The following is a 16249-nucleotide window of genomic DNA, read 5'->3' as shown; positions in this document are numbered from 1 at the left end:
AATTGGTTCGATATACCGTTCGTATTGAAAAACTATTTACTTTTGTCGCATAATGAAGAGAAATAACCAAAATATTATAATTAATTCAAGTAACATGAATATGTGTTGCTCGAATCCCTTATGGTATGAAATGGTCTAGTATATAAAATATATTTCAATAGATAAAAAGCCTTTCATGCAACAGTATGAAGGGCTTTTTTTTTATGCTCAAATAATCAACCAAAACGATAACTTAAAATACCTATTCTATGGAAACTATTAATGTGAATATGATTTCAATTTCAATGTGCTGCAATATGAATTTATCGTATTGTTGAAGGAATGTTATTGATCATAAAAAGTACCAATTACAAGCCCTTCAATGATGAAGGGCTTTTTTTATTTCATTTATTACTCTAATTTATTATGGCTTTATATAAAAATTCATTACTTGTTTTCCTGGCTTTTGCCAGTATATACATTATCTGGGGGTCTACATTCTTAGCTATTTTCTATGGTTTACAAGGATTTCCTCCCTTTATCTTATCAGGATTTCGCTTTTTAATTGCAGGATTGATATTATTTGCCTGGCGTTATGCAAAAGGCGAGAAAGTACTATCTTTGCCGAATTGGAAGAAAAACGCGATTACTGGCAGTTTAATTTTGGCAGGAGGTACAGGATTAGTAGCTTGGGGTGAGCAGTATGTTACCTCTACCGAAGCAGCAATTGCAATCGCAACGGGACCTTTTTGGTTTATTGCTATTGATAAGAAAAATTGGAATTATTATTTTTCCAATAAATACATCGTATTAGGACTGGCAATAGGATTTTCAGGATTATTATTATTCCTAAAGGGAAGTGTAAGCTCAGTATCGGTTAAAGCCGATAGTTCTACCCGAATTATTGCTTTTGTAGTATTGGCACTCAGTTCAGTTTCATGGGTATTGGGCGCTTTATATTCTAAGAATAATCCAGCTGGACATTCTACTTTTATGAATATTGCACAACAACTCATCGTAGCAGGTACAGTGAGTTTTAGTATTGCTTTAATTCGAGGTGAATGGAGTAGCATACACTTTGCAGAAGTACCGATAAAAGCTTGGGCAGGATTAGGATTTCTAATTGTTTTTGGATCCATTATAGCCTATTTGTCATTCATTTGGCTTTTGTCTATCAAAGATACAGTTACGGTGAGTACGCATACATATATTAATCCAATTGTAGCAGTATTGCTGGGATGGATTATTGCAGGAGAATCAATTACCAGTACACAATTTATTGGTTTAGGAATAATACTGGCGGGGGTATTATTTACAAATATTTCAAAATATAAGATTAAGCTGGATAAACGAACTAAGGTTAAGTTGCGCAGAATCAATCGTTTTTTGACTAAAATTTCCCGTCCTTATAAACACATTACAACGTCGTAAAACCGGCACATTAGCATTTTTAAAAGAATATTTATTTTATGAAAAAAGTATTTTCGAGTACCGTATTCCAATTACTGATTGGTGTTATTCTAGGTATCCTATTGGGTAACTATATTACTGAACAACAAATTCAGGCTGTTATTGCCGTTAAGTATATATTAGGTCAATTGATCTTTTTTATGGTTCCCCTAATTATCATTGGATTTGTGGCTCCGTCCATCACCCGATTGAAGAGCAATGCTTCCAAAGTATTAGGATTGGCATTATTGATTGCTTATTTATCATCTGTAGGAAGTGCTCTTTTTGGAGCTTTTGTAGGATATCAGTTTATTCCCTTTTTGGATATTGTAGCATCAAAGGAAGGATTGAAAGAAGTTCCAGCATTATTATTCCAATTGGATATACCACCTGTGATGAGTGTAATGAGCGCTTTAGTATTAGCCTTAATGTTGGGTGTAGCCACAGTATGGACACAATCAAAAAAGATTGAAGAATTACTGGAAGATTTTCAGAAAATTGTTTTGGCCTTGGTAAATAAAGTACTGATACCAATGTTGCCTTTTTTTATAGCAGCAAATTTCTGTATTCTAAGTTATGAAGGATCCATTACACACCAGTTGCCTGTGTTTTTAAAGGTTGTAATTATAGTAATTGTTTGTCATTACATCTGGTTAGCCTTTTTGTATGGCGTGGCAGGACTTTATTCGGGGAAAAATCCATGGAAAGTATTGAAACATTATGGACCTGCTTATATTACAGCTGTAGGTACGATGTCTTCTGCCGCTACTTTAGGAGTAGCATTACAATCGGCAAAGAAAAGTAAAATATTAAGAGATGATATTACCGATTTTTCTATTCCGCTGTTTGCAAATATCCATTTATGTGGATCAGTACTAACCGAAGTATTTTTTGTAATGACAGTATCAATGGTTTTATACGGAACATTACCGGCTCTATCAACACTAGTAATTTTCATATTATTATTAGGCGTGTTTGCTATCGGTGCTCCAGGTGTCCCAGGTGGAACTGTAATGGCTTCGTTGGGAATCATTATATCAGTATTAGGGTTTGATGAAGCAGGAACAGCTTTACTACTAACCATTTTTGCATTACAAGATAGTTTTGGAACAGCCTGTAATATAACAGGAGATGGGGCATTATCATTGATGCTATCGGCCTATGCTGATAAGAAAAAATTGACTAACGAGTAATTTGATTCAAATTTTACAGAATAAATGCAATCGCTACTGTAATTTGGATTATTTTTATTCAGTAACAAATTAAAAACATTAGAATGACACGGATTACGCCTTTTTATACGCGATTAGCACATGTTTTGATTATTTTAGTTATTGTGGGATACGTAGCGATTATAGGAGAAACACTATTAGCACCGCTAATTTTTGCCTTTCTATTCTCCCTGCTATTATTGCCTTTTGCTAATTTTTTGGAGAAACGCTGGCGTTTTCCTCGTAGCTTGGCTGCCTTTGTTGTATTGTTGGTTTTGATTGTTACCATTTTTGGAGTCCTATTTTTATTGGGTATTCAATTGACCGATTTTGCTCAGGATTTACCTGCCTTTAGGCAACAAGTATTGGAAACTACCACCACATTACAGAATTGGATTTCGGATACTTTCCATGTTAATAATACAGAACAGATTAACTACATCAATAGTTTTGCAACCGATGTATTGAGTAAGGGAACATCCCTAGTAGGGCAAACCTTATTGTCTGTGTCTTCATTGGTATTGTTTCTGATGTTTATTTTTCTGTATACGTTTTTTATTCTGTTACACCGCCATTTATTACTACGATTTATTGTTTCGTTATTCCATGAAAATCATAGTTTAATTGTATATGATGCGATTAATCAAGTACAATATATTGTAAAGAAATACATTGTAGGGCTTTTTCTGCAAATGTTGATTGTAACAACATTAGCATGCATTGCTTTTGAATGTATTGGTATCAAGTATGCCTTTTTACTAGGATTGATTACAGGAATATTTAATATCATTCCATACATCGGAATGTTCATTGCTTTATTGATTACGATAATCATCACTTTTGCAACAACAAGTAGTAGTCATGTATTGTTTGTAGTGATTTCGATGGCAGCAATACATTTGGTTGACAGTAATTTTATTATGCCTAAAATAGTAGGATCCAAAGTGAAAATTAATACACTTGTCGCTTTATTAGGTTTAGTGGTAGGAGAAATGATGTGGGGTATTACGGGTATGTTCTTATCGATTCCAGTGATAGCAATTTTCAAAGTTATTTTTGACCGTGTGGATGGTTTAAAGCCTTGGGGAATGGTGCTTGGAGAAGATGAACAACACTATCATGCAGCACCTGTACAAGAAACTGAAGAAGAAATAGATGAAGTATATTTAAATCAGGATTCTGATGTATAATAACATATTTTATGAGTAAACAAAAGCCGATTTCTATAGAAATCGGCTTTTGTTTTTATAGGAATTAGGTTGTATCATTTGCTTTTATATTCCTTTTTCAAAAGTGAAAAAACGAGAGAATCTTCCATCACATTGTTCTTGAAAAAATGTTCTCTTAAATGTCCTTCCTGTGTAAAATGAAAGTTCTTAATTAATTGTAAGGAAGGCGTATTATTAGGCCCAATGAATGCCTCAATACGATGTAGATTCATCGTGTTGAATCCATATGCAATAATAGTATCCATAGCTTCCGTCATAAATCCTTTGCCTCTGTACTGCTCATTCGTTAAAGCATACCCAATTTCGGCACGATCATGTTCTAGATACCAAGTATGAAAGCCACAGGAACCTATTATAGTTTCTGTATTTTTATCTAATAGTTGAAATACTAGAAAAGACCTGTTATAGGTTGTTAAGCCCTCATTGTATTTTTCACGTTCTCGATGAAAATCAATATCATCATGTAATCCTAAGAAAGTTTTAATTTCATGATTGGTATAATTCTGAAAAATAAAATCATAAACATCAGGTGTAACCTTTCGAAGTTTTAAACGATCTGTTTCGATTATTTCAAAATCCATCATAATCAGAAGAGTTGTGGGTTATTATAATGTAATAATATCTACTCAAAGATAAGGAATTTGAGATATAGTATTTTTACATAGAAAGAAATATGGAAGATTTTTCTTTAAGTATAAAAGAGAAGGACAAATAGTAAAGACTACAATTTTTATTTTTCTAAAATTTCCCTTTATAAAAAAAAGATTCCCCTACTGTTTACTTAAGCTACCATTTAATTATAAGTTTTTTCTTATGATAATTGAATGTGATATTTACGTTAAAAACAGGAAAAGACTTAAGTTTGAAGTAGCTAATCCAAATATTTATTTCTAAATTTAGAAACTGAACATGCTTTTTTGAAAGAACTTGTGAAATTTATTTAAAAGAAGAAGAAAAGGTTTTTTCAATTTTATAAAAGTAAGTGAGTTTTGAATCATGACAATTAATTTCATTAAATCTAATATAAATGACAGAAATATATTTTTTTACGAAAGAAGAAAGTATTCAAAACAATCAAATCGAGAGTATGGCTTTTGGTCCTCAAAATGATGAATCAGGATATGAGCGTTATCAATTAGAAAATAAATTTTTGGTTCTAGAGGAGGCTCCAGTCTACTCTTTAACGAAATCACTTGTTTTAGCTGTTCAAAGTAATGGAGATGAGGAATTATTAAATATAGCAATACGACCTTTAGATGCTAATTTATTGGGTTTTCCAATTAAGTTTATAATTTATCGAGGCATTAAAAAAGCAACATTGTTTGGAAATGATAAATTTATTAAAGCATCAGACCCAAGTTGGGATTCGAATAATATATTAGATATTATTAAGAAACTTCAAGATAAAATTAATTTAGATAATGAAACAAGTAATCTAGCTAGTGCTAGTTCTCTAGGATATGATTTTTCCGAGGCTATTGATAGTACATATTTAGAAAAAATATTTTTCGATAATTCGGATAATTTCCATCCAATAATAGTTCCTGCTGGTTGTCAAATAGGAAAGTTTTATGGGGGAGCTAGTCATTTAGCAAGTGTACAAATAATTTTGGATCGGATTGGTTATGAAACCCAATTAGACATTTTGAAAAAATCGGAACATATTTTTCAGATTCCTAAGCTCATACTTGTTGAAAATCTCCCGACAAAAGAGAAATTAATCAAAATGTTTAACACTAGAATGGAAAAAGAGGAGATTTTAAATTATCTTGATATTACAGCTTTTTATGGGGCTTCAAAAAACCAAAATAAGATCATAAAAAAAACAGTAAATGGGAATGATTTTTTATCTAAATTTTATAATAAAAATGTTGTATATATAGATGTAAGAAATGATCAAGGATTTTCATATAATCATTTTTTTAAGTTAGAAGATACAGTTGAGTTAGGTTTTTATTCTACCAATACAAGTATTAAAAAACCTATTTTCGAACCCCATAATTATTATTCAAAATGGCCGATTTTAATACTGAAGAATATACAGTATAATACAGATAGAGACAATTTATTTATTATGCTCCCAATATTGGCAGGTAATCCAGAAAATTTAAATTTTATTTCTTCTTATGTAGGTAAAATATTTACAGGAAGCGGAAATAAGGAAATGCGACATACTCCAATTGCATTATCAGATAATAGTATTAATATTCAATTGAAAAGGACAGAGCCAATTGGATTAAAGAACTGGAGATTTAATGATAATAAGTTAGGCGCAAATTATTTTTTATTAAAAAAATCAGCAATTGGTGATAGCCTCAATCAACAATATGAAAGTCCGATTTGGAATAACTTTTTCTCTTTGAAGATGAATAATATTTTTGGAAACGAGAATATTGAAGATGGACATTTTAGAGTTTATACTTATTCATCTTTAAACTCACCTCTTATAGTTAATGCTGAAAGAGGAGAAGCATATTACCCCACTTCAGGTATAGCTGTTGATAAAGATAATGTTACTTTTTTTAGTTATAAGAGTGATTTAGTTTATCAAAAGGTAGAAGACAAGGCTTATTATCCAAAAGAGATAATAGCAACGGGTAAATTTCAAAATAAAAGTATAAATACTTCTATTGGAGTAGTAGAAGATTTAGAATTAAATTCTCAGGCTGATTCTACAGCTGGATACTTAAATCAAATACTAAATACATCAAATAAAATTGAAAATTTTGAATTAGCAAAATTTTCATTTAATAATACAGAAGATTCTAATTCATTAATAAAGTTCTTATTCTATACACGAATTGGTGAATATAAAACTAGAGACGATGTTTTTGAAACATTTGAAGCAATTACTCTAACGCATAAAGAGTATAAGGCTTTAAAAGATTTAGAAACTACAGCTTATACCGATAATGAATTTTTTGTAAAACATCCTAGTTATATAAAATCAAATAATTTAGTCTCAATCCCTGCTTTCAAGTTTGTTATAAAAGAATACACTTTATCATTAGGTGTAGCCACAATTGTTGAAGGTAATAATAATATGCTTACAATAGATTTAATAGATTATCCAGAGGAGATTTTAGTTAATGATGAAAAAATTAGCTTAATAACTGCTATTCTATATTAATTAAGTTTCAATATAATTTTTTAAAGTAATATCCATATGTCAATATATATATCAAAAAAAGCGATAAACAATATTTCGTTACCTGTAACAAATATTCCTAACAGTGTAAGAGGTGGTGGAGAATTAAGAAGTCTTATCTTAAATACAAATTTATACTTAGTCGGATTAGCAAAAAATGATGATGTAGCATATGGACCCTTAGGTAAAAACACCAAAAGTTCTAAAAATAATTCTGCAGTAAGAATAATTAGATTAGCATTAAATATTGTTCATTATCTTAATAAAGACAATCATAATTTTGGACCTGCATATCCTTTAGATAGCACTTCTTTTAATTTTGATGATAATTTAGAATCTGCTGTTAAGAAATTTCAGGAATGGGTTGGATTACCAACAACAGGTATAGTAGATACACAGACCTTACTAGCACTTGACACTAAAATTCATAACGATGTAATTCAAGATTATGATTCAGGTGATATTATTGGGAAGTCATCTAATAATAGTTTTAGTTTTGAACAGGAACGAGATCCTGATGGGAAATATAAATATGTATTAAACATAGGGGGAGAAAAAATAGAATTTGACAGTGATGAGCCAATAAAAGGAAGTTATATTTCTCTGGAAGAATCAAAAGTTTATGTTGCTCTGCCTAATAGTGGTTTTGGATTTCTAGATACTAGTAATGATAAGTCTATTGAAAAATTAAATATAAGCAGAGCAAATAAAGGATTTTCTCCTATAGATCATTTATCGTTGGATAAGGATACTACTAAAATCAAAATGGAGAATGTAGAGGGGAGTTTTTTAATTCCGATGGATAATATAACCTTAGAGGCAGAAAATACTCCTCCATTATTGTTTGATGATCCAGAAGCAAAAATTTATAAGGTGAAAAGTGGAGAAAACTTTTCAACAATTGTAGAAGAAAATTATTATGGCACTGGAGATTATATCATTAAAGATCCATATAATGATGATGTACCTATTTTTACTTTACCGAATAGAGTTCCATTTGAAGGACAACAACGATCTGAGGATGCCCGATTTCAGTTTTATTTAAACCTATTATATTATTATAATTCTAGTGAAGAAACTATTGGAGTTATAAAAGAATGGGGAATGAAAAGAGATAGTTTACAAAATCGCTATAAAATAGATCATTTAGAGTCAACAAATCTTTTTGATAATAAATTTGATCCGAATGACAATAATACTTATACAGGTTTACCAAATTATTATCGTTTTTTAAAAAAACAAGAAGAGTTAGATCCAAATACTAAAATTATTTTTCAGCCGAATGGTGAGACAAGTTCTTTTATAGCAGATGGAGGTAAAAATATTCGTATACCATCAAGGAAATTTGCAGATTCATTATATTATTTTTTAAACTTCAGGCATTATGAAATGTTAGAAGCTTATGACGATCCAGCTATTCAAAATGCTCAATTAATGCGTTACATTTCTGAACTGGCATTGCAAGGTAGAATCGGTCAAATGACTTCTACATCAATATTTAACATATTATTTTCTGCTGTAAAAGAAGCAACTATAGCTTTATACAGTGAGGTATGGTCTTTTTATAAAAATGCATATCGATTTGCAATTGAATCATTAGCAAAATATTGGCCAAGAGGTTTAGGAGGAATATGTGAAGCTACTATTGGAATTACTTGGGGATTATTCCCAATTGCAACTGATGCAATGGGAGGTAGATCAATATGGCGTAAAATGACACCTCAAAATGAACTTACTATAATGTACCGATCTGAAGGAAGTTTATATGTAGGTGGGGATGTTGCGACAGGGTATTCCTACTCATTAGGATTTTCATTAGGAAGTGGAAAAACAAAAAAACCTATTGGAATAAATGCTTTGGCTTCTATAGAATCAGGGTTTAAGTTTAAAGGAATTACTGAGTATGAATTTCCGATTCGTCCTGAAGAAACGGGATTACTGGCTATGATTGTAACTGTTTACGGTGGTTTTTTGGTTAAAGCGGCTTCTGAGATTTTAAATTGTTTAAACCTATTAAATATTAGTCCACGAAATTATCTGAATAATATGTCCATAGTACTTGAAAAAAGTACTAAAGTTAGCGCAGCTGCTCAGGTTGGATTTATTGCAGGTAATCCAAATCCGGATAAAAATATAAAATTAAAGAAAGCAGTAGAGACGAGTTCGGAACAAAACGAGAAGAAGAGTTTTGTAGGGGTAGATAATATTTTAAGTAATCTCCCCGGAATTGGAATACAAATCTCGGGAGAACATGTTTTGGGATACGAATTTTCATACGAAGCAGAATATAATAATAATCCATTATTACCTGAAGTTGATGGTAGAGTGGCCAGTAGTACAAAAGTAGAATTAACTTTTAATGCACAAAACCAGTTAAATGTAGGGGCAATGGGTAATTTTTTACAGCGTTTACTCATGAAGCCTTCTGTGGCCTTTATTAATCGCTTTTTTAGTTTGTTGACAAGCGATACAGGAATTTTACTTGGAGTCGCTTTTGAAGGAACTAGAAAAGTTGCTGCTTCTGTTGTAACTCTAAACGATGTTAGTTTAACAGGGAATAATATACCTATTGTAGAAGGAATAGCTGGAGCCATTAGATATGTTACTGGTAGTAATTGGACATGGGAAAGTAACGTGAAAATTGGAAGTTATACTGGGGATGTAAATACATTTTGTATGCCTGGACAAGAAACTATGATTCGATTAAATTTATATAAATTATGGCAAAATCTAAACTTTGATGAAAAAAATATAGCGGACATGCTGTCTTTCATGCAGAGCTATACTTTTAGAACGAAAGTAGGAGCAGGAATTAATCAATTAGAAAGAAGGAACCTAAAAGCCAAAGCGAATGTAGGGGATAAGGTTGTTAATAATTACAGCACTACTGGCAATATAGGAGATCGTGAAGTTAAGAGTAAAAGAGATTTTCTTCAAAGGGCAAAAACGTTTGGTATTGATGCCGGAATATATTTAGATGTTTCAATGGAATTATCCATAGAACCAATAACCAATGTCTTAACATTTTATTATAGGAAATTATTATTGATTGAGGTGCTTGGTTCTCAAAATTTAATAAATATAGTCAATAACAATATTAAAAATCACAGAAATACGATTATTAAATATTTAGCAAATAAACCAAATATTGTAAATACGGAGGAAACGGAAACCGAATTGATAATAAATCTGGGTAGTAAGTTTTACGAACAAATGTTCAAAGATGGTCTGCTAGATCCTAATGGGGCCAAGTATCCAGATGGAACTTTAATGTCTGTACCAGTAGGATTGAATAAATATATTGTAGATACATATGCTACGGAGCTAAACAACCCCAATTTTTTACAATCGATGATGACCATATTCACCGCTTATGATGAATTTAATAATTATTTAAATGGAATATTAACAGAGGAAGGTAGAAGAATGGGAGTAGATGATATCGTGAATTCTTTATCTTTTCTAGGGGCTATGACAAATATCAATGCTGCTCTGGAAGTCAAATTGGGCATAGCTGCATCAAGTGAACATAGAGTAGATACTATACGTGGAGCTGTTTCGGGTATGGCCGGACTAATTGATTCTTCCGTGTTATATAAAAATGGGAAATGGTTTCCATTCCAATCAACCGATGTGCTAAAAGATGCTCAAACAGAAATACATAAAACATTATTAACCCCTTCATCAGGGCATAAATATGGGGTACAGGAAGTGTTAAATACATTTAATATTTAAGTGATGAATAGAATTATAACGAAAATAATGTTTTGGTCCTGTGTCCTGATATTAAATATTTCAGGATGTACTGCGCAGGATAATGTAGATTATAGTGGAATTCATACCAGTCTTAGAGTTTATAATTTGCATGGAAAAGTAGAATCGGTACGTTTCTTTTATACTTATATAAAGGAAGGATATAGTAATGCTGAAATTTTGAGATTAAGAGCAAAAAATGATATTGCGAGTGTAGGGTATAAGCAATTTGATCAATATGGCATGGAGATATTGTTTCTTTACAGATTATATGATTCACTTTCACAACCCATTAATTATAAGAGAACAACAAGTTATGTATATAATGAAAAAGATCGAATAGAAAAAGAAAAATATAGAATTAAACAAGCCGTTCCTTTTCCTGCTTATAATAATATTGGGATAAAATTAAATGAAAAAATATGGGATAGAGGAACAGGGTCTGAAATTGATCCTAACCTAGTTCAAAATGTATATTCATATACTTTTGATGATAAAAACAGGATAATAGAAGAGATACAAAATCAACCCTTAGACGATTATGAGGTAACACCTCCTCCTGCAGTTTATATCCATACCCGTACCCATTATACTTATGATCAAAAAGGGAATTTAATAAGCCAAGAAATTAATGCTGGAGAAAATCAAAAGAATACAATTTTAGGAACCTATTATGAGCATTATTTAGATATCCCATATAATAGTGATTTAAAGCGAAACTATAAATATGACAGTCAGAATAGGTTAATTCAAATTACTTATGTGGTCAATGATAAAAAGAAATTTGAGGAAATATACACCTATGATTCCAAAGAGAATTATATAAACCAAGTAGAACGATATGTATCTAATGGTGGTACATATAGAAATTTTCCCGCAGAACAAATGATTGGGAAATACAATCGATATGGAGATATTACAGAGCAAGTTTTTACAACCCCAGGGCTTAGAAATAAGCCAGCGATTAATCGTTATTATGAATACGAATATGATGCTCAGCATAATTGGATTACATGTAAATTATATCTGGAAGGCCACAAAAATGATCCAACTTTAATTGCTACACGAATAATAAAGTATTATGAATAGAATTATAGCGAAAATAATGTTTTGGTCCTGTGTCCTGATATTAAATATTTCAGGATGTACTGCGCAGGATAATGTAGATTATAGTGGAATTCATACTAGTCTTAGAGCTTTCAACTTACATGGAAAGGTGGAATCGATGCGTTTCTTTTATACTTATATAAAGGAAGGATATAGTAAATATGAAATTTTACTTTTCAGAGCAAAAAATGATGTTGGTAGTGTAGGTTATAAGCAATTTGATAAACAGGGAATGATGGTTTTATATCTTTCGAGTTTAAAAGATTCGATCACACAAGCTATAAACTATAAAGCAACAACAAATTATATATATAATGAAAAAGATCGGATTGAAAAAGAAAAATATAGAATTAAACAAGCCGTTCCTTTTCCAGCTTTTAATAACATTAGGATAAAATTAAATGAAAAAATATGGAGCAGAGGAACAGGAGCAGAAATTGAACCTATGTTACTCCAAAGTGTATATACCTATACCTATGATGATAAAAATAGGATAATAGAAGAGATATGGAATCAACCCTTAGACGATTATGAGGTAACACCTCCTCCTGCAGTTTACATCCGTACCCGAACCCATTATACTTATGATCAAAAAGGGAATTTAATAAGCCAAGAAATTAATGCTGGAGAAAATCAAAAGAATACAATTTTAGGAAGTTATTATGAGCATTATTTAGATATCCCATATAATAGTGATTTAAAGCGAAACTATAAATATGACAGTCAGAATAGGTTAATTCAAATTACTTATGTGGTCAATGATAAAAAGAAATTTGAAGAAAAATACACCTATGATTCCAAAGAGAATTATATAAACCAAGTAGAACGATATGTATCTAATGGTGGTACATATAGGGCATTTCCAGCAGAACAAATGATTGGGAAATACAATCGATATGGAGATATTACAGAGCAAGTTTTTACAACCCCAGGACTTAGAAATAAGTCAGCGATTAATCGTTATTATGAATACGAATATGATGCTCAGCATAATTGGATTACATGTAAATTATATCTGGAAGGCCACAAAAATGATCCAACTTTAATTGCTACACGAATAATAAAGTATTATGAATAGAATTATAGCGAAAATAATGTTTTGGTCCTGTGTCCTGATATTAAATATTTCAGGATGTACTGCGCAGGATAATGTAGATTATAGTGGAATTCATACTAGTCTTAGAGCTTTCAACTTACATGGAAAGGTGGAATCGGTACGTTTCTTTTATAATTATAAAAAGGAAGGATATAGTAAATATGAAATTTTACTTCTCAAAGCAAAAAATGATGTTGCGAGTGTCGGATATAGACGGTTTGATGAATATGGAATGATGGAGGTATATCTTTATGATTTAAAAGATTCCATCACACAAGCTATAAACTATAAAGCGACTACAAGTTATGTATATAATGAAAAAGATCGAATAGAAAAAGAAAAATATAGAATTAAACAAGCCGTTCCTTTTCCTGCTTATAATAATATAGCAATAAAATTAAATGAAAAAATATGGGATAGAGGAACAGGGTCTGAAATTGATCCTAACCTAGTTCAAAATGTATATTCATATACTTTTGATGATAAAAACAGGATAATAGAAGAGATACAAAATCAACCCTTAGACGATTATGAGGTAACACCTCCTCCTGCAGTTTATATACATACCCGTACCCATTATACTTATGATCAAAAAGGGAATTTAATAAGCCAAGAAATTAATGCAGGAGAAAATCAAAAGAATACAATTTTAGGAACCTATTATGAGCATTATTTAGACACTCCATACAATAGCGATATAAAGCGAAATTATAAATATGACAGTCAGAATAGATTAATTCAAATTACTTATCTAATAAACGGTAAGAAAGAATTTGAGGAAAAATACACCTATGATTCCAAAGAAAATTATATAAACCAAGTAGAAAGGTATATAATGGAAGGCGGTAACTATAGGGCATTTCCAGCAGAACAAATGATTGGGAAATACAATCGATATGGAGATATTACAGAGCAAGTTTTTACAACCCCAGGGCTTAGAAATAAGCCAGCGATTAATCGTTATTATGAATACGAATATGATGCTCAGCATAATTGGATTACATGTAAATTATATCTGGAAGGCCACAAAAATGATCCAACTTTAATTGCTACACGAATAATAAAGTATTATGAATAGAATTATAGCGAAAATAATGTTTTGGTCCTGTGTCCTGATATTAAATATTTCAGGATGTACTGCGCAGGATAATGTAGATTACAGTGGAATTCATACCAGTCTTAGAGTTTATAATTTGCATGGAAAGGTGGAATCGGTACGTTTCTTTTATACTTCTATAAAGGAAGGATATAGTAAATATGAAATTTTACTTCTTAAAGCAAAAAATGATGTTGGTAGTATGGGGTATAAACAATTTGATAAACAGGGAATGATAATTTTAAATCTTTATAATTTAAAAGATTCGATCACACAACCGATAAATCATAAACTAACAACAAGCTATGTATACAATGAAAAAGATCGAATAGAAAAAGAAAAATATAGAATTAAACAAGCCGTTCCTTTTCCTGCTTATAATAATATTGGGATAATATTAAATGAAAAAATGTGGAGCAGAGGATCTGGGTCTGAAATTGAACCCATTTTAATTCAAAGTTTATATACCTATACCTATGATGATAAAAATAGGATAATAGAAGAGATATGGAATCAACCCTTAGACGATTATGAGGTAACACCTCCTCCTGCAGTTTACATCCGTACCCGTACCCATTATACTTATGATCAAAAAGGGAATTTAATAAGCCAAGAAATTAATGCTGGAGAAAATCAAAAGAATACAATTTTAGGAAGTTATTATGAGCATTATTTAGATATCCCATATAATAGTGATTTAAAGCGAAACTATAAATATGACAGTCAGAATAGGTTAATTCAAATTACTTATGTGGTCAATGATAAAAAGAAATTTGAAGAAAAATATACTTATGATTCCAAAGAAAATTATATAAACCAAGTAGAACGATATGTATCTAATGGTGGTACATATAGAGATTTTCCCGCAGAACAAATGATTGGGAAATACAATCGATATGGAGATATTACAGAGCAAGTTTTTACAACCCCAGGGCTTAGAAATAAGCCAGCGATTAATCGTTATTATGAGTACGAATATGATGCTCAGCATAATTGGATTACATGTAAATTATATCTGGAAGGCCACAAAAATGATCCAACTTTAATTGCTACACGAATAATAAAGTATTATGAATAGAATTATAACGAAAATAATGTTTTGGTTCTGTGTCCTGATATTAAATATTTCAGGATGTACTGCGCAGGATAATGTAGATTATAGTGGAATTCATACTAGTCTTAGAGCTTTCAACTTACATGGAAAGGTGGAATCGATGCGTTTCTTTTATACTTATATAAAGGAAGGATATAGTAAATATGAAATTTTACTTCTCAAAGCAAAAAATGATGTTGGTAGTGTAAGTTATAAACAATTTGATAGGCATGGAATGATGGTTTTATATCTTTCGAGTTTAAAAGACTCCATCACACAGCCTATAAACTATAAAGCAACCACAAATTATGTATACAATGAAAAAGATCGAATAGAAAAAGAAAAATATAGAATTAAACAAGCCGTTCCTTTTCCTGCTTATAATAATATTGGGATAAAATTAAATGAAAAAATATGGAGTAGAGGAACAAATATAGAAATTGAACCAGATTTAATTCAAGGTGTATATTCATATACCTTTGATGATAAAAACAGGATAATAGAAGAGATACAAAATCAACCATTAGACGATTATGAAATAGTACCTCCTCCTGCAGCTTATATACATACCCGAACCCATTATATTTATGATCAAAAAGGGAATTTAATAAGCCAAGAAATTAATGCAGGAGAAAATCAAAAGAATACAATTTTAGGAACCTATTATGAGCATTATTTAGACACTCCATACAATAGCAATATAAAACGAAATTATAAATATGACAGTCAGAATAGATTAATTCAAATTACTTATCTAATAAACGGTAAGAAAGAATTTGAGGAAAAATATACTTATGATTCCAAAGAAAATTATATAAACCAAGTAGAAAGGTATATAATGGAAGGCGGTAACTATAGGGCATTTCCCGCAGAACAAATGATTGGGAAATACAATCGATATGGAGATATTACAGAGCAAGTTTTTACAACCCCAGGGCTTAGAAATAAGCCAGCGATTAATCGTTATTATGAATACGAATATGATGCTCAGCATAATTGGATTACATGTAAATTATATCTGGAAGGCCACAAAAACGATCCAACTTTAATTGCTACACGAATCATAGAATATTATAAAGAATAAATAT

General features: G+C 30.8%; 11 protein-coding genes. 10 read left to right on the top strand and 1 reads right to left on the bottom strand.

Features of this window, described 5'->3' with window-relative positions:
- The first annotated feature begins 405 nt into the window (after positions 1–405).
- The 3 genes from P6733_RS05530 to P6733_RS05520 all read left to right on the top strand — a co-directional run bounded on the left by P6733_RS05530 (position 406) and on the right by P6733_RS05520 (position 3829).
- Positions 406–1410: an EamA family transporter gene (locus P6733_RS05530; RefSeq protein ID WP_306350767.1), complete on the top strand. Its 1005-nt coding sequence runs from the start codon at positions 406–408 to the stop codon at positions 1408–1410.
- Positions 1411–1448: 38 nt separating this feature from the next.
- A complete protein-coding gene (locus P6733_RS05525) occupies positions 1449–2621 on the top strand; it encodes a dicarboxylate/amino acid:cation symporter (protein WP_306350765.1) in 1173 nt (390 codons plus the stop codon).
- 83 nt (positions 2622–2704) lie between these two features.
- On the top strand, positions 2705–3829 hold the full coding sequence (locus P6733_RS05520; protein WP_306350763.1) for an AI-2E family transporter: 1125 nt from the start codon (positions 2705–2707) through the stop codon (positions 3827–3829).
- A gap of 74 nt (positions 3830–3903) precedes the next feature.
- On the opposite strand, the gene P6733_RS05515 is transcribed toward P6733_RS05520, so the two are convergent.
- Entirely contained in the window at positions 3904–4452 is a 549-nt protein-coding gene (locus tag P6733_RS05515) for a GNAT family N-acetyltransferase (protein WP_306350761.1), read from the bottom strand.
- A 443-nt stretch (positions 4453–4895) separates the two neighbouring features.
- Here P6733_RS05515 and P6733_RS05510 point away from each other — a divergent pair, with 443 nt between their 5' ends.
- From P6733_RS05510 to P6733_RS05480, 7 genes are read left to right on the top strand one after another with little or no spacing between them, the layout of a single operon-like run.
- Positions 4896–6998, top strand: coding sequence for a hypothetical protein (locus P6733_RS05510; protein ID WP_306350759.1), 2103 nt, complete (start codon positions 4896–4898; stop codon positions 6996–6998).
- 36 nt (positions 6999–7034) lie between these two features.
- On the top strand, positions 7035–10751 hold the full coding sequence (locus P6733_RS05505; RefSeq protein WP_306350757.1) for a peptidoglycan-binding domain-containing protein: 3717 nt from the start codon (positions 7035–7037) through the stop codon (positions 10749–10751).
- A 3-nt stretch (positions 10752–10754) separates the two neighbouring features.
- Positions 10755–11858 (top strand): hypothetical protein, encoded by a 1104-nt coding sequence (locus P6733_RS05500; protein WP_306350756.1) that lies wholly within the window; start codon positions 10755–10757, stop codon positions 11856–11858.
- The gene (locus tag P6733_RS05495) at positions 11851–12954 is read left to right on the top strand and encodes a hypothetical protein (protein ID WP_306350755.1); all 1104 of its coding nucleotides are present in this window, start codon (positions 11851–11853) and stop codon (positions 12952–12954) included. The genes P6733_RS05500 and P6733_RS05495 overlap by 8 nt, the downstream gene beginning before the upstream one ends.
- A complete protein-coding gene (locus tag P6733_RS05490) occupies positions 12947–14050 on the top strand; it encodes a hypothetical protein (RefSeq protein ID WP_306350754.1) in 1104 nt (367 codons plus the stop codon). The genes P6733_RS05495 and P6733_RS05490 overlap by 8 nt, the downstream gene beginning before the upstream one ends.
- On the top strand, positions 14043–15146 hold the full coding sequence (locus tag P6733_RS05485) for a hypothetical protein (protein ID WP_306350752.1): 1104 nt from the start codon (positions 14043–14045) through the stop codon (positions 15144–15146). The genes P6733_RS05490 and P6733_RS05485 overlap by 8 nt, the downstream gene beginning before the upstream one ends.
- Positions 15139–16245, top strand: coding sequence for a hypothetical protein (locus P6733_RS05480; RefSeq protein ID WP_306350750.1), 1107 nt, complete (start codon positions 15139–15141; stop codon positions 16243–16245). The genes P6733_RS05485 and P6733_RS05480 overlap by 8 nt, the downstream gene beginning before the upstream one ends.
- Positions 16246–16249 lie beyond the last annotated feature (4 nt).

The sequence above is a fragment of the Flavobacterium aerium genome (genome assembly GCF_030766725.1).
In the GTDB taxonomy this organism is placed as follows: Bacteria; Bacteroidota; Bacteroidia; order Flavobacteriales; family Flavobacteriaceae; genus Flavobacterium; species Flavobacterium aerium.
This window is presented reverse-complemented; position numbering and strand designations above follow the sequence as displayed.